The organism is Tunturiibacter psychrotolerans (genome assembly GCF_051013365.1).
In the GTDB taxonomy this organism is placed as follows: Bacteria; Acidobacteriota; Terriglobia; order Terriglobales; family Acidobacteriaceae; genus Edaphobacter; species Edaphobacter psychrotolerans_A.
The window spans coordinates 3,786,460-3,807,099 of the sequence record NZ_CP132941.1; the positions used below are offsets into that span (position 1 = coordinate 3,786,460).

The following is a 20,640-nucleotide window of genomic DNA, read 5'->3' on the forward strand; positions in this document are numbered from 1 at the left end:
TTCCTGCTCCTGCGGTGCACGTCATTCTCTCTTTGTCTTTCATGGTTGGTAGGAGTGATACGGCTGGCCCGGTTCGGCGATTCGTTTCGAGGCGAGCCAGGCGACGATATCGGTGATCTGCTGGTCGGTGAGGGGTTGGGTAGTGACTGAGCGCCAGTCGGGCATACCTTCGTCGGGACGGCCGGCGATGGTGATGCTGCGAAGATCCTGATTGCTGATGAGAGCGAGGTAGGACGGATTGACGATCGAGCCGAGTTTGCCGGTGCCGGTCTTAGGATCGCCCGTTGTGCCTTGTCCGTCTGCTCCGTGGCAACGTGCGCAGGCTGCTGTGTAGGCCTGCTGGCCGTGGTCGGCGTTAGGGGATAACGTGGCTGCGTAGGGCGGCGGATTTGCTCCGGCGAGAAGATCTGGGGTGCCCCATTGCTGGAGAAGGCCCTGGGCGATGATGGAGACCTGGCGATCGGTTAAGGAACCGCCGGAGCTTTTGGCGAAGGCGGGCATCAGGCCACCGGGGACGCCTTTTGCGACGGTCTGTTGGATGGTCTGTTCTCCGGCAATCGCGAGGTAGACGGGGTTGGCGAGAGAGATGGCTGCGCCGTTTTTGCCGTTGGCTCCGTGGCATGCCGCACAGTTCTCTTTGTAGAGAGTGGGGAAGTCGAGAACTTCGTCGGGGCGAATGACTTCGGGGCCTGGTCCGGGGCGCCCGTGGATGCGGCTGCACCCGGTGGTGGCAATACAGGCAGCCGATAGCATGAGGGCGCCGAACACTGCGAGTCTGTGAGGGGCTGATCTCATTTGTTTTCGCTCATAGGTCTTCGTCTTTCGTGAGAGGTACATCGCTGTGAATTCCGGCGCGAACGGCGAACGGCAGAGATCGAAACTGCGGAGTGCGCACCTTGACCTGCAGATTGACGATGAAGCCGCAGACGAGGCCGAAGGCGATCTGCGAGATGACAAACCACAGCCAGTTGATGCGGGCGTTGAGGACAGGGCTGATGATTCCGAGGGCCGAGTAGAGGATGCCAGTCCAGAGGAGTGGAGCGACGAAGCCGGCGGTGAGGATCGGCTTTCTGGGGAACATCGGCAGCATGGCTCCGTAGAGAAGACCGATGAGCACCGAGGTGAAGGCGTGAATGCCGGTGGCCGCGAGGAGCCCTTCGAGGTGAAACTGGCAGAGGAAGGCAGTGCTGGCAGATGCCCAGCTGACGAAGCCACCCGCCGCCAGGAGATTTACCGCGTACCAGATGCTGTGATATTTGATGAGGCCGAAGAGAGCAGCGGGAATGATCATGGCGATGCCGCCGACGATGCCGCCCTTGATGCCGGAGACGACGCTGAAGGTTTCGACTGGAAGGATCTGGCGATGTTCTGCGGCAATCGGCAGCTGCTCGCGGGTGGTACGGGTGCTCGAGATCTTCATGACGCCGGTTTGAACGGGGACGGCGACGTGAAGCTCGTGTGGGAAGATGTCGAAGAACCAGCCTACGATGGCTCGCAGAGTGAGGATCAGTCCCAGGAGGCTGATAACCCAATGTGTAACCATGCCGGTGATCAACAGGGCCAGACCGAGCGCGAGCACCATGGGCCAGGGTGTTGGTGCCGGGAGGATGACGGTGTCGGACCGGTGCTCGTGTTCGTGGCTTTGCGTGGACTGTGCTTCCTGCATCGTGCTCCTCCTTTGCTGAAGTTATCTGCCTAAAACGTAGACCACGAGAAATACGATGACCCAGACAGCGTCGACGAAGTGCCAGTAGAGGGAGAGGACTTCGAGTTTTTCCGAGTGCTCTTCTTTGACGCGACCTGCGAGAGAAAACGCGAGAGTGAGAGAGAGCATGAGAAGGCCAACTACTACGTGGGTTGCGTGCAGGCCGACCAGAGAGTAGTAGGTGGTGCCGAAGAGGTTGGTCTTGATGGTGAGGCCTTCGTCGTGAATGAGGTGATACCACTCTTTGGCGGTGGTGGCCAGAAAGATGGTTCCCAGCAGGACAGTGATCGCGAGATGGAGCGTTGTGGCGCGGTAGTTCTCTTTGCGCAGAGAGCTGACGGCAAGGTGAACGAAGATGCTGCTCGAGAGCAGACAGATGGTGCCGAAGATGGGAAGCTCGAGTACCTGCGCGGGGGTTGGGCCGCTGAGGCTTTTGCCGATGTAGTAGATGTAGGCGACGACAAAGATGATGAAGATCGCAGACTCGGCGATGATGAGGCAGGCCATACCGACGTTGCCGCGATACGGCAGCTTCCACGGAGTTTCGACGGGCCCATCGATTGGGATTCTGCTTGCTGTCGTGATGGTTGTCATTTATTCGTAGTCCGTGTCTGGATCTTCAGGGTGCTTCAGATCCCAAAGTGGCCGGCGGCTGTTGACGGTTGGCTCGATGGCGAAGTTGTAGGATGGCGGTGGAGAAGGCACGGACCACTCAAGGGTCCAGGCATCCCACGGATCGTGGCCGGCCTCTTTGCCTTTGTAGTAGGAGTGGATCATGTTGTAGACCAGAACCAGGGTGCCTGCGGCCTGGAAGATCGCTCCGACGCCGACGATGAAGTTCAGCGTATCCCAGCCACGGCCAGCTTCGTAGGTGTAGATACGTCGCGGCATGCCGAGGATGCCGGGAACGTGCATGAAGTCGAAGGTAAGGTGAAAACCGATAAGGAAGAGCCAGAAGTGCCATTTGCCGAGCGTGTCGTTCATCATCTTGCCGGTGACCTTTGGGTACCAGTAGTAGAAGGCCCCAAAGAGAGAGAAGACGATCGCTCCAACCAGAACATAGTGGAAGTGAGCGACGACAAAGTAGGAGGCGCTGAGCTGCCAATTGAACGGGGCAGCAGACAGCATAATGCCGGTGAGGCCGGCAATGAGAAATTGAAAGAGAAAGCCGATCATGAACATCATGGGAACTGCGAAGATAATCTTGCCGCCCCATATTGTTGCAAGCCAGTTGAAGATCTTGATGCCGGTTGGCACTGAGATGACCATGGTGGCGAAGACGAAGAAGGTGTTGCCGGCTGGACCGAGGCCCGCGGTGAACATATGGTGCGCCCACACGCTGAGGCTGATGAAGCCGATGGCGACCGAGGCAGCAACCATGGCGGGATATCCGAACATGGCTTTGCGGGAGAAGACGGGGATGATCTCGTTGGCGAAGGCGAAGGCTGGAAGGACGAGTACGTAAACCTCTGGGTGGCCGAAGATCCAGAAGAAGTGCATCCACAGGATGGCGGAGCCGCCGGCCTGGGTGTCGAAGAAGTGTGCGCCGAGGTAGCGATCGAAGGTGAGCATGATCTGCGCGGCGGTGAGCGGGCTGACGGCGACGAAGACGAGGCCGGACATGACGAGGTAGAGCCAGGGCAGCAGAGGCATACGGCTCATCTTCATGCCCTTGCAGCGCATGCAGAGGATGGTGGTGACGATGTTGAGTGCGGTGCCGATGCTGCCTATGCCGCTGAGAAAGACGGCGAGGGTCCAGTAATCGGTGCTGTGGCCCGGTGAGAAGACCTTTGAGGTGAGAGGAGCGTAGGCGAACCAGCCGACATCGGGCGCAGAGCCTGCGGCGTAGAGGCCGCTACCGCCGATGTAGCTGAAGTAAAGAAGGAAGCCAGCGAAGGCGGAGACCCAGAAGCTGAAGGCGTTCAGCCGTGGGAAGGCCATGTCGCGCGCGCCGATCATGAGGGGGACGAGGTAGTTTCCCATGCCGAAGAGGATGGGCATTCCCATGAAGAAGACCATGGTGGTGCCGTGCATGGTGAAGAGCTGGTTGAAGACCTGCGGCGATACGAAGTGATTGTTGGGAATGGCGAGCTGAATCCGCATCAGGACTGCTTCGAAGCCACCGACGACCAGAAATAGGAGCGCGTAGCAGATGTACATCAGTCCGATTTTTTTATGATCGACGGTGGTCAGCCACTCGTAGATGACATTGAGACGCGGTTTACCCTGAGTCTCCAGTGTCTCGTCGACTGCTTCCAATACAGGAGTTGTGGTCATGCTTCGCTTCTTTCCGGTAATGGGTTAGTGAAGCTGAGTGAGATAAGCGGTAATGACGTCGAGATCGTGATCGTTCAAATGCATTGCCGGCATCAATGAGCCGGGTTTCAGGGTGTTTGGATCGTCGACCCACTTCCTGATATTTTCGGGCGTGTTCGGGATCGGTCCTGAGGCGATGGTGTCGCGGCTGGCGAGGTGGGTCAGGTCAGGTCCGAAGCGGCCGGTGGCGACTGTTCCTTTGATGGCGTGGCAGTTGATGCACGCGTTCTTCATAAAGACGCTCTGGCCCTCTGCAGCAGCGGCGTTTCCAGGGAAGTCCTGCACGGCCGGTTTCTTCTGCTGCTCGATCCAGGCGGCGAAGTCTTGCGGGGTTTGCGCGTAGACACGGAGGAGCATCTTTGCGTGCTGGGTTCCGCAGTATTGGGCGCACTGTCCGAGATAGAGGCCTGTGGCCTGGGGATCGATCCACATGGTGTTGACGCGATTTGGAATCAGATCCATCTTGCCTGCGAGACGCGGTATCCAGAAGCTGTGGGAGACGTCGGCCGAGGACATCGTCAGATAGGTTGGCGTTGGCGATGACGGATCGCTGATGGGAACGTGCAGCTCGTTGGCTGTTACGACGCCGAGTTTGGGGTAGTTATATTCCCACCAGAACTGATGGCCGATGACGGTTACGTCCATCGCGCTTGGAGGCTTGGGAATTGCTTCGGTGACAAGGATGACGCGCGTGGTGGTAAGGAAGAGCGTGACCACGATGAGGATCGGAATGACGGTCCAGGAGAGCTCGATCTGATTGCTGCCGTAGATCTGGGCGGGTTCCCTGTCGGAGTCGGTCGGCCGATGCCGGAAGCGGATGAGGGCATAGAGCAACAGACCGGCGACAATGAGAAAGATGACCAGTGTGATGGAAAGTACCAACATCGAAAGGCCGAAGGCGGTATGCGCCGGGGTGCCGGCGGGATCGAAGATGTTCGTGGGAGATTGTGCGGAAGCCGTGCCCGCGATCAAAGACATGCTGCCGATCGCACTGCACCAGATGCGTGCAGACCTCGAGTTGGCTCTGCGGATGTCTGCGGGCGAACGTCTGGTGAAAAGAGACACGGCAGTAGGACCTCTATACGCAACAGGTTGGAGGAGCATAACTAAGGCCAAGGGTCTGGAATGATATTAAACCACTCGAGTCAATATTGATCGGAACCAGCAAACATTTTGTTTGTTTATTACTTTCATCGCGTTAGATGGAAGAGGCATCAAAATGGCGGCAGGTTTATAAAAGAAATTTTAGAAGTCATTCGCTGTTCTCGAACAGAGGCGGTTGGAGGCTTTCCGCGTCTCGAAAGTTGCTGAGACCCACCCCGACCAAACGAAACCGCTGGGCGGTTTCGAGGGTGATGCGCTCTCTCAGGAGGAGAGCAATCGCGGTGAGTTCTTCGCACGAACCCGGTGGGATCGAAGGGGTGTGGCTGCGCGTGAGAATGTTGAAGGCGCTCGTCTTCAGCTTAAGGACCACGGTGCGTGCCACGCGGGTGTCTTTGCGGGAGGCCGTCCACACCTTTTCAGCGAGGCGGCGGATCAACTCTTCGGTTTCTGAGAGCGGGATATCGCGTTCAAAGGTGTCTTCGGCGGAGATCGATTTGGTGGGCCGGTCGGGAACTACCTTGTTGTGATCGATACCGCGAGCTAGCTCGAAGAGGCGTATTCCATAACGACCGAATTGTGCTTCGAGTTGGGTTGATTCCAGAGCCTGCAGGTCAGCGATTGTCAGAACGCCGATTTGTTTCAGCCTGGTTTCGGTTACTTTGCCGACGCCGGGAATGCGTGCGACGCGGAGCGGGGGAAGGAAGGTTTGGACGTCATCGGGTTGAATGACGAAGAGACCGTTCGGTTTGCGCCAGTCAGAGGCGATCTTGGCGAGGAATTTGTTTTGCGCGACGCCTGCGGATGCGGTCAGGTTCAGTTCGTCGCGAATCTGGTGACGGATGGTGATGGCGACTCGCGTAGCCGTGGGCAGGCCGGTTTTGTTTTCGGTGACGTCCAGATAGGCTTCGTCGAGGGAGAGCGGCTCGATCAGATCGGTGTGTCGTTGGAAGATCTCTCGGACTGCTCGGGAGACGGCGCGGTAGCGGGTGAAGTCGGGAGGCACGAAGATCGCTTCGGGACACAGCCGTTCGGCGCGGGTGGCGGGCATCGCAGAGTGCACACCGAAGCGTCGCGCCTCATAGGAGGCAGCACAGACCACGGAGCGGTTGCCGCGCCATGCGACGACCACCGGTCGACCGCGCAGGCCTGGGTCATCCCGCTGCTCGACCGAGGCATAGAACGCGTCCATATCAACGTGAACGATTTTGCGAACCATGATCGAGCTCCATGATAGGCCTCGGAGTCGCTCTCGAAGACGTCGAGGGCTCAATGGTAAGCGCGGACGACTGAACGTCAGACTGATTTTATTTTGCGTATAATGGGACTCGATGCGGGAGTAGTTCAGTGGCAGAACGTCAGCTTCCCAAGCTGAATGTCGCCGGTTCGATCCCGGTCTCCCGCTCCAGAATTTGAGCATAGAAAAAGGCGTTCAAGCTATATGCTTGAACGCCTTTTCTGTTGAAGATGAGTTGAAGTCTAGCGGCTGGCGGTGTTCTTCTGCGCCAGTTTCGAGTGATCCTCCAGGGTCTGGGCTTCGGGCAGGAAGGTAACCGCTTTGGCGATCTGGGGGTCCCATTCGGCGCGAACCTTGAGACCTTCTAACTGTCCGAACTGCGAGGTGAAGAGTTCGCTCTTGATGCTCTGCTTGATCCAATCGCTGACGCCGGCGATATCCGAGTCGGTGTAATCGATCTGGTTGTCCTTCAGGAAAGCCTTGAACTGCTGCATGACCGCGTCGTCAACCTGGAAGTCCTTGGTGACGGTGTGGCTGGCGAGGTAGTGCTTGCTGAAGTTGAAGAACGCGTATTTGATGAGGAGACTGTCCTGGAAGTGGTTTGACTTGAGGTTGTCGATCTTCTCATCGGGGGTGATTCCGCCGCCGCCGTAGACGGTGCGACCAGAGTCGGTGAGTTTGACCTCGAGATTACTCTTGTCCTTCGCTTTGGCAGAGTCGTCGCGCACGTAGTAGTAGTCGTAGAGCGAGACGTGGTCGTAGTTGCGCTGGATGAGGCGGCCTGACGGCGTGTAGTAGTGATAGGTGGTGAGGGCGAGGCCGGTGTTCTCGGTGATCTGAAATACAGTCTGGACTAGGCCTTTACCGAAGGTGGTTTCGCCGACGATCAGAGCGCGGTCGTGATCCTGAAGGGCACCGGAGACGATTTCGGCTGCTGAGGCAGTGTTGCGATTGACCAGAACGACGATGGGGAACTTCGGTCCCTCTTCGCCGCGAGTTGCGCGATAGACCTGGTCAGGGAAGGCGCGACCGCGTTGGGAGACGACGATCTGTCCCTTTTGCAGGAATTTGTCGGACATGTTGACGGCTTCATTGAGCAGGCCGCCGGGGTTGCCGCGCAGATCGAGGACGAGGCCGTGGATATCGCCGAACTTGTCGAGGGCATCACCGACCTCGTGGCTGGTGGTTTCGATGAAGCTGGAGACGTGGATGTAGCCGACGCCGGGACTAATGAGGAAAGCCAGATCGACTGATGGACGGGGGATTTCGTCGCGAACGAGATCGAAGACGAGAGGACGGGCAGCGCCTTCGCGAACCATTGTGACCGAGACGTGGGTGCCGCGTGCTCCTTTGAGGAGGGTGGCGACTGCGGCGGAGTCCATACCCTCGGTGGATTTGCCGTCGACGGTGAGAATCTCGTCTCCGGGACGAATGCCGGCCTTGTAGGAGGGTGTTCCCTCGAAGGGATAGAGGACGACGATCTTGGTTTTACCGTTGGCCGTGGGCTGGGGCTGGATGGTCATGCCGACGCCGTAGTACTTGCCGTGCTGATCCTCGCGCATTTGAGCGAAGGCCTTGGGGTCGTAAAAGTTCGAGTGGGGATCGAGGACGTGGAGCATGCCGGGGATGGCGCCGTCGTAGATGGCCTTGTCGGTTTTGTCGGTATTGAGGGGCTCGGCGTAGTTCTGCTCGACGAGAGAGTAGACGTTGGTGAAGGAGTGGAGCGAGTCGCGCAGAGTGGACTCATCGCTGGCTGACTGGGCGGCTACCTTCTGGTTGATGAAGGAGCCGATGACGGCGCAGGTAGCGAGAAAAACGGTAGCGGAGAAGAGTGCGCGGCGGGTGCGGGGAGCCATGGGCTTGGGTTACCTCAAAAGGTGGAGACGGCGCTGAAAGATGCGCTGGGACAGACGTCCTATCTTGGACGGAGTATAGCATCCTGGGGTGAGCCAGGGCTGTGCGCGAAAGAGGGATTCGCTTGTTCCGGGCGTGGCAGTTAGAATTGGGTACGGATACCGTCCAAACCTGAATTGAGTCTAAAAAGTCAGGGCGAACGTGTTGGACGAAGAGGGTTCTAACCCGGGATGTGGCTGGGATTTTGATGTTGGGACGTTGATAAAGATACGAGTGACGATGACCTTGAGAATTTCGCAGTTTGCGGTGGTGTGTGGGCTAGGTTTGCTGACACTGCCGGGAGTGGTGCAAGCACAGGCGCCGCGGTACCAGAGCCCGTTGAGCGTACCAAACGCGCCGCAACCCGTGTATACGCTGCCCGTTACTCAGCCGATTACGCCGAATGGAACCGTGGTGGAGGATGTGGTCGTGCATGTGAACGACCAGATCATCAGCCGGAGCGACGTGGAGCGGGCAGAACAACAGCTTGCGGAAGAGGCCCGTCAGGCGGGCGCGAGTGCTGCTGATGTGACCGACAGACAGAAGAATCTGCTGCGCGACATGATCGATAAGCAGCTGCTGTTGTCGCGAGGGAAGGAGCTTGGGATCAACGCGGATGCCGATGTAATTCGCCGGCTGGACGAGATTCGCAAGCAGAACCACATGGATACGTTGGAGGATTTGGAGAAGGCTGCGCGGCAACAGGGCGTCTCCTTCGAGGACTTCAAGGCGGGTATCCGCGATAGCGTGATTACCCAGCAGGTGGTGCGGGACGAGGTGGGTCGTCACCTGCAGATCACGCAGGGGCAGGAACAGGCCTACTACGACGCACACAAGCAGGAGTTTGCGCAGCCAGAGCAGATCAAGCTGAGCGAGATTTTGATTCCTACGCCGGCTGATGCTGACGATGCCGCAGTTGCCCAGGCGAAGGCCAAGGCGGAAGGTGTTGAAGAGAAGCTGAAGGCGGGGGGCAAATTCGAGGAGTTGGCCGAGGCGTATTCAGGAGGACCCACAGCCGACAAAGGCGGGGATCTGGGACTTTACAAGCGCGGGGCGTTGGCGAAGGTGCTGGAAGACCAGACGTTCGGCCTGAAGGCTGGGGAGTGGACGGCGCCGATTCGAACACGGCAGGGATTTGTGATTTTGAAGGTCACCGACCATATTGCTCCGGGTGTGGCGCCGCTGAAGGATGTCGAGCCGCAGATTCAGGAGGCGATGTATTCGGAACAGATACAGCCTGCGCTGCGAGCCTACCTGACGAAGCTGCGGGAAGAGGCTTATATCGATATCCGCGCCGGATATGTGGACTCCGGTGCGAGCGCAAAGCAGACCAAACCGGTGTTTACGGCTTACGCTCCGCCGGTTGCGAAGAAGAAGACGGTTCAGCAGAAGAAGAGATTTGATCGAGGTACGAAGTACTCTACGGTTGCGAAGACGACTGCAGCTCCCGTGGCAACTCCGGCTGCGGTTGTAGCGACCTCAAAGAACGGAAAGCCGATCAAGCCAAAGAAGGTGAAGAGAGAGAAGGTCCGTTTTGGACAGGCCCCGCGGAACTCATTGCCCGCCGGACCGGAAGAGACGGCTTCGGGTAGCGATGTGGGCTCCGGGGCGGCGTCGGCGTCGTCCGCCCCAGCGCAGGCTGCTGCTCCAGGAACGGCGATTGCACCTTTAGAGGCTAGCGCGCAGGAGTCAAGCTCCGATATTGGGGCGAATCCCCTGGTGACGACGGCGCCTGTGGTTGGCAAGACCCGCTATAGCGACCGCGCGAAGACCGACGCCAAGAAAAAGGCGGTAAAGGCGAAGAAGGTCAAGGAGAAGGCCGCCGCCGCGCCAGCACCTGCGTCGGCAGAGGAGAAGGCGACCCAGCAGACTCAAGCTGCACCGCTGGGGCTGAACGGCGATACGGCCAAGAAGAAGAAAAAGAAGAAGGTGAAGGGTGCGCCGAAGGAGCGGCTGCAGGATAAGACTCCTGTTCCGAAGGCACCGTTACAGGAGACGCCGTCCAAGGCTCCTGACCGTGGGACTCCTTTGGAAGGAGTCCATGGAACGGGCACACCTGCTCCGAAGGCCAGCGATACGACGACGCTGCCTCCGGCGACGGCGCCTCCGGCCAGTAACCCTCCAGATGCGGGACAGCCTCCGGCTACGCCTGGATCGCCTACTCCGACGCCGCCTCCGCAGTAAGGTGGGATGGTGTTCACAACGCGAGGGCTTCGGCCCTCGCGTTTCTGTCTGGGTGGGTTGGTCGAGGTGCGCGGTATTCTGGTTGGGATGAAAGATTTTTTTGTTGAAGATGCGGCGCGGTTCGATAACGCGACAGTGACGACTTACTTTGTTCTGACGTCGATGCAGGTGAGAGATAAGAAGCTGGGTGGCCAATACCTTGCGCTGACTGTGAGCGATAAGACGGGATCGCTTGAGGCGCGCATGTGGGACGATGTGACCGAGGCGATTGCGACCTGTGATGAAGGCTGCTACGTCAAGGTGCAGGGGGATATCTCCAAATATCAGGGGAAGTTTCAGATCACGTTGAAGAAGCTGCGGCTGGCGGCGGAGTCGGAGATTGACCCGAAGGATTTTCAGCCTTCGACGAAGTTTGATGTTGAGCAGATGTGGGATGAGTTGCGAGGGTATGTCTCTGCGTTTAAAAACTCGGAGCTGCGGCGGCTGGTGTTTGCGTTCCTTGATGATGAGCAGATAGGGCCCGCTTTTAAAGCGGCTCCTGCGGCTAAGAGGCTGCACCATGCTTGGCTTGGTGGGCTGCTGGAGCATGTGTTGACGCTGGTGCGGGTGTGTGTGGCTACTGCTCCGTTTTATCCGGAGGTGGATGCAGATCTGCTGGTTACAGGGGCGATTTTGCATGATATCGGCAAGATTCGCGAGCTATCGTGGGGGTCCAGCTTCAGCTATACGCTGGAGGGGCAGATGATTGGGCATATCAGCATTGCGCAGGGGATGTTGCGGGAGAAAGTGCAGCAGTTGGCGCCGTTTCCGGAGAAGCTGCGGGTGCTGGTGGAGCATATGATTTTGAGTCATCACGGGAAGTATGAGTTTGGTTCGCCGAAGCTGCCGATGACGCCGGAGGCTCTTCTTTTGAGTGCTTTGGATGATCTTGAGGCGAAGATGCAGGCGATGCGGAATGAGTTTGCGGCGGCGGTGGCGAGTGGGAAGAGCGCCGGGGAGGTAACTGATTGGGTGAGGAGTATGGATCGGCCGCTGCTTAATACGCAGGGGTATTTGAAGGACGAGTAGGTGTTTTTTTTGATTTGAATCAGAAAAAACATGGAACGTGGTGGGGTGGCGTTTTTGCTGGGGGTTTTGCGATTTTAGGGTCTTTTGGTGGTGGTAAATCGTGGTGAGTTTGTGGTGGATTGCTGGTGAGAACGTGGTGTTTCGCCGTTCTGTTTTCGGCTGCTAAAAATGTGACATGGTTTTGAAGTTTTTTTTTGACTCGGCTCGTTTTGATAGAGCTACGAAGAGAGTGGGCTTAGAGATTGTGGCTTGGCTATTTTGGCTCGGTTGCTTGGTCTAGTTCGTTGGGCGTGGGAACTCCTCGGTGTGCGATTCGCCTTTGCGGCCGAAGTAGATGACTTTTTTGCCTGACAGGAAGGCCCAGTAGGCGATGATGCCTGCTGCGGCTGAGCGCTTCATGAACTCCGGGTAGCGGATTGTGTCCGACTGGGCTCCGCGAATGGCGGCGACGATGCCTGATGCGGAGAACTGCTCCGCGATGGGTGAGAGTGGAAGGGTCATTTTTTCGGCGTGGGTGGTGCCGTCGGACATGTAGAAGGTCTCGGCTCCGGTGGCGAGGTCGCAGAGGTAGGATTCGACGCCGACTTCGGAGAGTCTGCGGACGACTTCGGGGAAGATGAGTTTGCCTGCCTGGGATTCGGCGAGGACCTGGTGGATTACGGTGGTATTCATGGGGTTCTCCTTTATTTATTCGGTTGGGAGTTTGTGCAGATCGTGCGCCTGTACCAGTTTCTGGAGGGTTGCGACGAGAGTTTGCTGCTCTCTTGCTGTAAGCGGATTGAAGAACTCCTGGTCGTTGCTGTCGGCGATGGCGGCGAGCTTTGGAACGAGTTTTCTGCCTGCGGCAGTAAGGGCGATGCGCTGGTAGCGGCGGTCGTCGTTGCCCTCTTTTCGCGAGACTAGTTTTTTGACGACTAGTCGCTCGATCAGCTTTGAGATGGCGCCGCGGGTGAGGCCGGTCTGCTCTGCGAGGGTGCTGGGAGTGGTTTCGTCTGTGTCGTAGATGGTGCGGAGGACTACCCATTCGGCTGCGGTGACTCCGCTGTCTAGGAGTTTTCGGGCGAAGGCGTGGGAGACGTGATTGGAGACGAAACGTAGCCAGAAACCTGTGTGGCTTTTCAGCTCGCTGACAGATGGTGATGACAACGTTTCTCTGTTCATGAAAGGAAGATAAACCAAATTAGTTTCCTAGTCAACTAATTTGGTTGGGCGGCTGCTGATTGGGGATAAGCAACGGCAACCGCAGATCCCTGCGGGATGACAACCAAAAGGACAAGCAACGGCAACCGCAGATCCCTACGGGATGACAACAAAAAGGACAAGCAACGGGAACCGCAACCGCAGATCCCTGCGGGATGACAACAAAAAGACAAGCAACGGCAACGGCAACGGCAAAGACAACAGCAGATGCCTGCCGATTGGGGGAATGTTTAGAACTTGTAGAGGGATTCGGCGTTTTTGTGGAGGACCATGTGGGCTAGTTCGGCGGCGCGCGTGGGGCTGATTTCGTTGTCGTGGAGCATGCCGGTTAGGGCTATGCCGAGAGACTGGCGGATATTTCGGTTTGCGATGTAGGCGGCCTCTTCCCAGCCCATCGAGGGGGAGTACGGGTAGGCGTCGGTGGCGTAGAGGATCTTTTCCGGGTAGAGCTCGAGCCACTCGCGGAGCCACGCGGACATGGTGCGCGGGGGGATCATGAGCGATTGTTGGGAGAGGTCTAGGTAGACGTTGGGCTTTTGGAGGAGGGCTCCTATCTCGTGGACGAAGGGCCAGCCGCCGTGGAGGAGGACGAAGTTGGTTTTGCGCAGGCGTGGGTCGTTGAAGAGGGGTTCGAGCAGGAGTGGGTTGTCGCCTGCGATGGAGAAGTAGCCTCCTCCGCCTGCGGTGGTGTGGAGGTGGACGGGCAGGTTGAGGCGGCCGCACTCGGTGGCGATGTAGCGGAAGAGGAAGTCCTGGAGGCGCTTGTATTGGGCTTCGTTTGGGTGTGGCGTGTGGAGGAGAGTGGCGTAGATGTGGGCGGCTTCTGCTTGCGGGACGTCGTCGAAGCCGAAGGAGCGCAGGTAGGCGATCTCGAATTTTTCGGCGACGGCCCCATTGGCCTTTTGTTGTTCGAGGATGGGAGTGACTAGTTGTTTGAGGTAGGCATCGAGCGTGGGTGGGAGAGCCTTGAGACCTGCCTGCTGGAGATATTGGGCGCGGAGTTTGTCTTCAAGGGGGAAGAACTGTTTGCGGTCGGGGGTGGCGTCGGCGAGGGCTGAGTTGTCGAGCGGGAAGAGAAGGGCGTCGACGTAGGGGACCCAGCGAAAGCGTGGTGGCTGGACACCGGTGCCCATGGATACGCGGTTGGCGAGCATAGTGGCGATGTTGGTTTTGTCGAGGATGTAGGTGGAGTAGTTGGCGGCTTGTTGTTGGCGGATTTTTTCTCGTGCGGCTTCGAGTTGCGCCTGGCCGGCGGAGTCAAGAGGAGGCTGGCCGTTGAAGTTGAAGATGGCTTGCCATGCGTCGTGAAGTGCGGGGAGGTTGGGACGCATGCCGGCGGGGTCGGTGTAGGGCTCCATGGAGTCGACGGGGAGTGCGTCGAAGTTGCGGTCGGTGGCGTAGGCGGGCGGGGACAGCATGGGGTGGGCGTGGTTGTCGATGGCGGGGATGGAGGCGATCTGCGCGGCGATGGTGGGATCGATGGAGGGATTGCTCGGTTGTGTGAATGCGTGGCTAGAAGCGGCCAAGAAAAGAGTCAGTATCGCGAGGAGGGTTCGTCGGCTGCGGCTCATAAAGTTGTGAGTTCGATTCTATGAGCAGGAGGTCGTTCGCTTCGATTCGATTCTTATGATTTGCCCTGCGCGGGCGGCGGTCACTTCGTGACGTGTATACCGGCTTCGCCAAGGGCCTCCCTTTGGTCGGCTCAGATATTCATCCTGTGACGCGGAAAGGCGCCCCGCTCATGGATTCGGGGCGCCTTCTTCTCGTTTCGTTAGCTTCTAGTGGTGACCGCCGCCGCCGCCGTGTTCGCCGCCACCGCCGGGGTGACCACCGCCCTGGAATCCGGCGGCATGTTCGTTGGTGGGTTCGTGGCCGGCGTTGCCTACGTGGCCTTGTGGGTCGCGGGCTTCGTTCGCCTGGAAGTGGTTGAAGGGCTGGGCTCCGCGCTCGGGCATCGGGCCTGCGTATCCGTGGCGAGGATCGTAGCGGTTGTCGACGTGGCCGTAGAAGCCGCCGTGGCCGTGATACCAGGGGCCGGCACCGAGGAAGACTCCGCCGGTGAACCAGTCGGGACCGTAGTAACCGTAGGGGGCGCAGGGGTATGGGGCGTAATCAAAGTAGCCGTAGGGGCATATGGGGGCGGCTCCGATGCTGATGGAGACCTGAGCGGGTGCTACGGAGACACTGCTCACAAGAGCAACTGTGAGGGCCGAGAGAGCCAGCGACTTGCATATAGACATATATTCTCCTGGATCAGGTGATTAGATTCCGAAGGAGAAGCGCTGGTTGTGTTTTGGCGCGCGATTTCAGCCCGAATGCTGACGATCAGGCGGGGACCAGCTGCTCGTAGACGGGGTAGTCGGTGTAACCGCGGGCGTCGAAGGTGTAGAAGGTGTCGCGGTTGTAGGGTGTGAGCGGGAGATCCTGCTCGATGCGTTTTGGCAGGTCGGGGTTGGAGACGAAGTGACGTCCGAAGGCTACGAGGTCTGCGTGTCCTGCGGCTACGACCTCTTCGGCGGTGTCGGGCTCGAAGCCTCCTGCGGCGATGATTTTGTTCTTGAAGATCTTTCGCAGTCGCATGGCGGCGGTGGGTTGTTGACCTTCTTCGAGGACGATGTTGCCTTTGACGCGTGGCTCGATGATGTTGATGTAGGCGAGGTCGAAGCGGTTGAGCTGATCGACGAGGTAGCCGTAGAGCGCGTCGGGGTCGCTGTCGTGCATGCCGTTCCAGGTGCCGCCGGGTGCGATGCGGGCGGCGGTGCGGTTGCCTCCCCAGACGGAGGTGACGGCTTCGAGGGCTTCGAGGAAGAAGCGGGAGCGGTTTTCGATGGAGCCGCCGTAGGCGTCGGTGCGCTTGTTGCTGCCGTCTTCGAGGAACTGGGCGAGTAGGTACCCGTTTCCACCGTGGAGTTCTACGCCGTCGAAGCCTGCGTCTTTGGCGTGCTGGGCGGCTTTGCGGTAGTCCTCGACGATGCCGGGGATTTCGGAGATGTCGAGGGCGCGGTGGGGTGAGGGTTTGACCCAGCCGCTGGGCGCGGAGACGACGTGGGAGTCGTCGTCCCAGTAGGAGGGATCGACGGAGGGGGCGACGGGCATGGTGCCGCTGGTTTCTATGTGGGCGGAGCGGCCGGTGTGCCAGAGCTGGGCGAAGATGTGGCCGCCTTTGGCGCGGACGGCGGCGATGATTTTTTTCCAGCCTTCGACCTGCTGGTCGGAGTAGAGGCCGGGGGCGCCGAACCAGCCGCGAGCAGTGGAGGAGATGGTGGTGGCTTCGGTGATGATGAGGCCGCCGTCGGAGGCGCGCTGACCGTAGTATTCGGCCATGAGGGCGTTGGGGATGTCGCCGGGCTGAGTGGAGCGGGAGCGCGTGAGAGGCGCCATGACGACGCGATGTTTGAGCGAGAGCGGACCGATCTGGACGGGAGTGAAGAGAGCTTTCTGGGTCTGAGTTGCCATGACGATCTCCTGTGAAGTGCGGTTTGCGCGAAGGGGAAGATGCGTTTGCGAGACTTCAGATGGAGTTACTGCTTGTGGCTTGCTGTATGGCTTAGAGAACGCGGGATGGCTGTCGGATTCATTGGGCGCGGGAATTTTATTGAGTTGTAAGAGGCGGGTTTGGGGATTCATGAAGATTCATGAAGGCCATTGAGTGGAATCGTAGGGTAGCGCGGATGGGTTGTTACAATTTAAGTTTGCCGCGCGGTAGTGAAGGGATTGATACGGGATGTTGCGATTTTCGACAGCGGGAGAGAGCCACGGGGAGAGCCTGGTGGCGATGGTGAGTGGGATGCCCGCGGGTGTGGTTGTGGAGCAGGAGTTCATCGATAGGGAGATGTGGCGGCGGCAGAAGGGGTATGGCCGCGGTGGACGGATGCGGATCGAGCGGGACTCGGCGCATATTTTGAGCGGCGTGAGGCATGGGAAGACGATCGGGTCGCCGATTGCGATGGTGATTGCGAATAACGATTGGAAGAACTGGACGGAGATTCTGCCGGTGGAGGCGGGGGATGCGACGAAGCATAAAGCTGTCGCTTCGCCGCGGCCTGGGCATGCGGATCTGGCGGGGAGTTTGAAGTACGATTTTCCGGATGCTCGGTATGTGTTGGAAAGGGCGAGTGCGAGGGAGAGTGCGGCGCGGGTGGCTGCGGGTGCGGTGGCGAAGATGTTGTTGCGTGCCTTGGGTGTCGAGGTTGCGAGTCATGTGATTCGCGTGGGGAAGGCGGAGCTTGGGCGGGCGGCGACGTGGGAGGAGATTGCGGCGCTGCAAGGGAAGGATGAGGTTTTGCTGAATTGCGTGGATGCGGAGGCTGAGGCGGCAATGAAGGCTGAGGTGGACGCAGTGTTGCGGACTGGCGATACGGTGGGTGGAGTGTTTGAGGTGGTGGTGCATGGGCTGCCTCCTGGTGTGGGGACGCATGCGAATTGGGATGAGCGGCTGGATGGTTTGTTGGCGCAGGCGGTGATGAGTCTGCAGGCGGTGAAGGCGGTGGAGCTGGGGCGTGGAGTGACGGCGGCGGAGTCGGTGGGCTCGGCGGTGCATGATGCGATTGGGTATGAGGGTTCGGATAAGGCGTTTACGAAGTTTTCGCGGGAGCAGAATAATGCCGGCGGAGTTGAGGGTGGGATCTCGAATGGCGAGGATGTGGTGGTGCGGGGGTATTTGAAGCCGATCTCGACGTTGAGGCGGCCGCTGGGTTCGGTGAGTTTTGAGACGCGAGAGCCGGTGAAGGCCGCGTATGAGCGTAGCGATGTTTGCGTGGTTCCGGCGGCTGGTGTGGCGGCGGAGGCGATGGTTGCGCTGACAGTGGCGCGGCTGGTGGTGGAGAAGTTTGGCGGTGACTCGCTGCGTGAGATGCAGCGAAATTTCAATGGCTATTGTGAGCAGATTCGAGCGTATTGAGTGACGACTAAGGCGAGTGCGAAGGGCAAGATTCATGAGGTGGTGAAGTGGCCGGATCCGGTGTTGGCGAAGCCGGGTGCGACGGTGACGGTGTTTGACGCGAAGCTGAAGAAGCTGACCGAGGAGATGTTCGAGTCGATGTATGCGGCGCAGGGGATTGGGTTGGCGGCGCCGCAGATTGCGATCTCGCAGCGGATTACGGTGATTGATGTGAGCTTCAAGAAGAATCCGGAGGAGAAGATTGTTCTGATCAATCCGGAGATTGTTGAGCGCGAGGGCAAGCAGGTGGAGGAGGAGGGGTGCCTGAGTCTGCCGGAGATTCGCGAGAAGGTTTCGCGCGCGGAGTGGGTGAAGGTGAAGGCGCAGGATGTGACGGGGGAGTGGTTTGAGATTGAAGGGACGGAGTTGCTGGCGCGGGCTATGCAGCATGAGATCGATCATCTCGACGGGGTGCTGTTTATTGATCGGCTGAGCCGGTTGAAGCGGGATTTGGTGATTCGAAAGATTAAGAAGCTGATTAAAAACGGGGAGTGGTAATGTGTCCTGCCGGACGGGCCCGCTGCGCGCGGGGCGGCCACTTCGTGGCTTGTGTACCGGTCGGGGCAGGGCGTGAGGTGGTGGGCCTCCCGTTGGTCGGCGTAAGATTTTCTTTGGCAAGACAGGGTAGACGCGTCACGAAGTGACCGCCCTCCGCGCAGGAGGCCCGTCCGGCAGGACAGAGGATTATCAATGAAATTAGTTTTTTGTGGGACGCCGGAGTTCGCAGTACCGACGCTTGAAGCGGTGATTGCAGCGGGGCACGAGGTTGCGCTGGTGGTGACGCAGCCGGATCGTGCGGCGGGGCGCGGGCTGGAGGTGAATGTGCCTCCGGTGAAAGAGGCAGCGCTGAAGCATGGTTTGCCGGTGGTGCAGCCGGAGAAGATCAAGAACAATGCAGAGTTTCGCGCGCAGCTGGAAGGGATCGCGCCGGATGCGATTCTCGTGGTTGCTTATGGGCGGATTATTCCGCAATGGATGTTGGAACTGCCGCGGTTTGGGAATATCAATCTGCATGGGTCGCTGCTGCCGAAGTATCGCGGGGCTGCGCCGATTCAGTGGGCGGTGGCTTGCGGTGAAGTGGTGACGGGTGTGACGACGATGCGGCTGGATGCGGGGCTCGATACGGGGGATATGCTGCTGGCGGCGGTGTGCCCGGTTGGGCAGGAGGAGACCGCGGTGGATGTGTATGGATGTCTTGCTCCGCTGGGGGCAGAGTTGATGGTGGAGACCCTGAAGAGACTGGAGGCTGGGACGATCTGTCCGGAGGTGCAGTATCATTCGCTGGCTACGCTGGCTCCGATTCTGAAGCGGGAGGATGGGCTGGTGGATTTTTCTCGGACGGCGAAACAGATCTATGACAGGTGGAGAGGGTTTCAGCCATGGCCGGGTGCGCATACGACGCTGCGGGGGAAGAAGCTGATCGTGTCGAAGATGAGAGTTTGCGGTGCGCGCTCGGTTGCTCAAGGGGAGCTGTTGGTGGATGGTGAGCTGATGCTGGTTGGGTGCGGGGGTGGGACGGTGGCGGAGTTGCTTGAGGTGCAGATGGAAGGCAAGAAACGGATGAGTGCAGCGGAGTTTCTGCGTGGGTATCAGGTGAAGAGCGGCGAACGGTTGGGAGTATGAAGGAAAAATCGAAGGTGTGGGTGGGAAAGCCGAAGCATGTGAAACCAGGTGGTGCGAAGGTGGTTGCGGGTAAGGCTGGTGCGGTGCGGAAGAGGCCTGCGTCTGCGGGGCCTACGGCTTCGGTTGAGGCGTCGGTGGCGAAGATTACGCCTGCGCGGCTGGCGGCTTTTGAGATTTTGAAGCTGGTGGGCGAGAACAAGGGGCACAGCGATGAGTTGTTGCACTCGGCGCGGGTGGATGGGTTGTCTCCCGAGGATAGGAACCTGACGACGGCGCTGGTGATGGGGGTGCTGCGTTGGCAGATCGCGCTGGATGCTCGGGTGCGTGGGTTGTTGCAGCGGCCGGAGCAGAGGCTGGCGGAGCCGGTGTCGATTGCGCTGCGGATGGGGGCGTTTCAGTTGCTGCATCTGGAGAGGATTCCTGCGCATGCGGCTTTGAGTGAGAGTGTGGAGTTGTGTCGCGCGGCGGGGGAGCCACACGCGACGGGGATGGTGAATGCGGTGCTGCGAAAGTTGGCGGCGGCGCAGAAGCCAGGGGTGCGGATACATGAGTCCGTGGCAGCGTTTGCGGAGAGGCTGGGGCATCCGCGATGGATAGTGGAGCGTTGGGTGGCGGCTTATGGGCGGGATGTGGCGTTGAAGATCTGCGAGGCGGATCAGCACGAGCCAGTAGAGGGTGCGATGTTCGCCGAGCGGGGTGGGGATTGGCCGGTGATGGATGATGGGTCGCGGCTGGTTGGGGAGATTGCTGCAGCGGCGATGCCGGGGGCGAAGCGGGTTTGGGATTGCTGTGCTGCTCCTGGTGGGAAGACTTTGGTTTTGGCGAAGCGGCTGGGGGGTGCGGAGATTGTTGCGAGTGATGTGAGTGCAAAGCGGCTGGCGCAGACGGAGGCTCGGCTGAGGCGGTATGCGTATGCGGAGCGGGTTGGGTTTGCGGTTGCCGATGCGGCGCAGGCTAAGGGCGTGGATGGGGAGTTTGATTTGATTCTTTGTGATGTGCCTTGTTCGGGGACTGGGACGATGGCGGGGAATCCGGAGATTCGGCATCGGTTGAAGGTGGAGGAGTTTGCGCGGCAGGCGGAGAGGCAGAGGCTGATTTTGAAGGGGGCTTTGAAGCGGTTGGCTCCGGGTGGACGGCTGGTTTATTCGACTTGCTCGCTGGAGGCGGAGGAGTGTGAGGGTGTGGTGGATGCGGTTGTTGGTGCGGGGGGGGTGGTGCGAGTGCCGGTGGATGGAGTGATGGCGGAGCTTGCGGAGCGTGGGGTGTTGAGTGGGGAGATGGGGTCGGCGGTGAGGGATGGAGCGCTCAGGACGCTGCCTGGGGTGCATGATGGGGACGGATTTTATGCGGTGATTTTGGAGCGGGCTTAGAAGT

The 20,640-nt window shown here is 59.3% G+C and carries 18 protein-coding genes and 1 tRNA gene; 7 read left to right on the forward strand and 12 right to left on the reverse strand.

Translation table 11 applies throughout. The features are described 5' to 3' along the window. Positions 1–39: 39 nt before the first annotated feature. The 6 genes from RBB76_RS15840 to dinB all read right to left on the reverse strand — a co-directional run bounded on the left by RBB76_RS15840 (position 40) and on the right by dinB (position 6,341). Positions 40–795 (reverse strand): c-type cytochrome, encoded by a 756-nt coding sequence (locus RBB76_RS15840; protein WP_429629842.1) that lies wholly within the window; start codon positions 793–795, stop codon positions 40–42. Between the two features lie 10 nt (positions 796–805). Further along, positions 806–1,666: a hypothetical protein gene (locus RBB76_RS15845; protein WP_429629841.1), complete on the reverse strand. Its 861-nt coding sequence runs from the start codon at positions 1,664–1,666 to the stop codon at positions 806–808. 21 nt (positions 1,667–1,687) lie between these two features. Beyond that, positions 1,688–2,299 (reverse strand): cytochrome c oxidase subunit 3, encoded by a 612-nt coding sequence (locus RBB76_RS15850; RefSeq protein ID WP_429629840.1) that lies wholly within the window; start codon positions 2,297–2,299, stop codon positions 1,688–1,690. Then, positions 2,300–3,982: a cytochrome c oxidase subunit I gene (gene ctaD / locus RBB76_RS15855; protein WP_429629839.1), complete on the reverse strand. Its 1,683-nt coding sequence runs from the start codon at positions 3,980–3,982 to the stop codon at positions 2,300–2,302. It abuts the gene before it with no gap. A gap of 24 nt (positions 3,983–4,006) precedes the next feature. After that, entirely contained in the window at positions 4,007–4,999 is a 993-nt protein-coding gene (gene coxB / locus RBB76_RS15860; protein ID WP_429629838.1) for a cytochrome c oxidase subunit II, read from the reverse strand. A gap of 274 nt (positions 5,000–5,273) precedes the next feature. Next, on the reverse strand, positions 5,274–6,341 hold the full coding sequence (gene dinB / locus RBB76_RS15865) for a DNA polymerase IV (protein WP_429629837.1): 1,068 nt from the start codon (positions 6,339–6,341) through the stop codon (positions 5,274–5,276). Positions 6,342–6,455: 114 nt separating this feature from the next. Here dinB and RBB76_RS15870 point away from each other — a divergent pair. Further along, a tRNA-Gly gene (locus tag RBB76_RS15870) sits at positions 6,456–6,530 on the forward strand. 71 nt (positions 6,531–6,601) lie between these two features. On the opposite strand, the gene RBB76_RS15875 is transcribed toward RBB76_RS15870, so the two are convergent. Continuing rightward, entirely contained in the window at positions 6,602–8,215 is a 1,614-nt protein-coding gene (locus RBB76_RS15875; RefSeq protein WP_429629836.1) for a S41 family peptidase, read from the reverse strand. A 277-nt stretch (positions 8,216–8,492) separates the two neighbouring features. Between RBB76_RS15875 and RBB76_RS15880 the strand changes: the two genes are divergently transcribed. Next, positions 8,493–10,436, forward strand: coding sequence for a peptidylprolyl isomerase (locus RBB76_RS15880; protein WP_429629835.1), 1,944 nt, complete (start codon positions 8,493–8,495; stop codon positions 10,434–10,436). 6 nt (positions 10,437–10,442) lie between these two features. After that, a complete protein-coding gene (locus tag RBB76_RS15885) occupies positions 10,443–11,504 on the forward strand; it encodes a 3'-5' exoribonuclease YhaM family protein (RefSeq protein WP_429629834.1) in 1,062 nt (353 codons plus the stop codon). A 276-nt stretch (positions 11,505–11,780) separates the two neighbouring features. On the opposite strand, the gene RBB76_RS15890 is transcribed toward RBB76_RS15885, so the two are convergent. From RBB76_RS15890 to RBB76_RS15910, 5 genes are all read right to left on the reverse strand, one after another. Then, positions 11,781–12,176 carry a DUF1398 family protein gene (locus RBB76_RS15890; RefSeq protein ID WP_429629833.1) on the reverse strand — a complete coding sequence of 132 codons (396 nt, stop codon included), beginning with the start codon at positions 12,174–12,176 and terminating at the stop codon, positions 11,781–11,783. A gap of 15 nt (positions 12,177–12,191) precedes the next feature. Then, complete coding sequence (locus tag RBB76_RS15895) at positions 12,192–12,650, reverse strand: MarR family winged helix-turn-helix transcriptional regulator (protein ID WP_429629832.1); 459 nt, start codon at positions 12,648–12,650, stop codon at positions 12,192–12,194. Positions 12,651–12,934: 284 nt separating this feature from the next. Continuing rightward, positions 12,935–14,275: an amidohydrolase family protein gene (locus RBB76_RS15900; RefSeq protein ID WP_429629831.1), complete on the reverse strand. Its 1,341-nt coding sequence runs from the start codon at positions 14,273–14,275 to the stop codon at positions 12,935–12,937. A 207-nt stretch (positions 14,276–14,482) separates the two neighbouring features. Next, positions 14,483–14,944, reverse strand: coding sequence for a hypothetical protein (locus tag RBB76_RS15905; protein WP_429629830.1), 462 nt, complete (start codon positions 14,942–14,944; stop codon positions 14,483–14,485). An 85-nt stretch (positions 14,945–15,029) separates the two neighbouring features. Beyond that, the gene (locus RBB76_RS15910; protein ID WP_429629829.1) at positions 15,030–16,160 is read right to left on the reverse strand and encodes an alkene reductase; all 1,131 of its coding nucleotides are present in this window, start codon (positions 16,158–16,160) and stop codon (positions 15,030–15,032) included. Between the two features lie 268 nt (positions 16,161–16,428). Between RBB76_RS15910 and aroC the strand changes: the two genes are divergently transcribed. From aroC to RBB76_RS15930, 4 genes are all read left to right on the forward strand, one after another. Next, complete coding sequence (gene aroC, locus RBB76_RS15915) at positions 16,429–17,604, forward strand: chorismate synthase (RefSeq protein ID WP_429629828.1); 1,176 nt, start codon at positions 16,429–16,431, stop codon at positions 17,602–17,604. Further along, positions 17,605–18,141, forward strand: a complete 537-nt coding sequence (gene def / locus RBB76_RS15920) for a peptide deformylase (protein WP_429629827.1) — start codon at positions 17,605–17,607, stop codon at positions 18,139–18,141. A gap of 192 nt (positions 18,142–18,333) precedes the next feature. Continuing rightward, a complete protein-coding gene (fmt, locus tag RBB76_RS15925) occupies positions 18,334–19,266 on the forward strand; it encodes a methionyl-tRNA formyltransferase (RefSeq protein ID WP_429629826.1) in 933 nt (310 codons plus the stop codon). Then, positions 19,263–20,636, forward strand: coding sequence for a transcription antitermination factor NusB (locus RBB76_RS15930; protein ID WP_429629825.1), 1,374 nt, complete (start codon positions 19,263–19,265; stop codon positions 20,634–20,636). Before fmt ends, RBB76_RS15930 begins: the two co-directional genes overlap by 4 nt. The last annotated feature ends 4 nt before the right edge of the window (positions 20,637–20,640 follow it).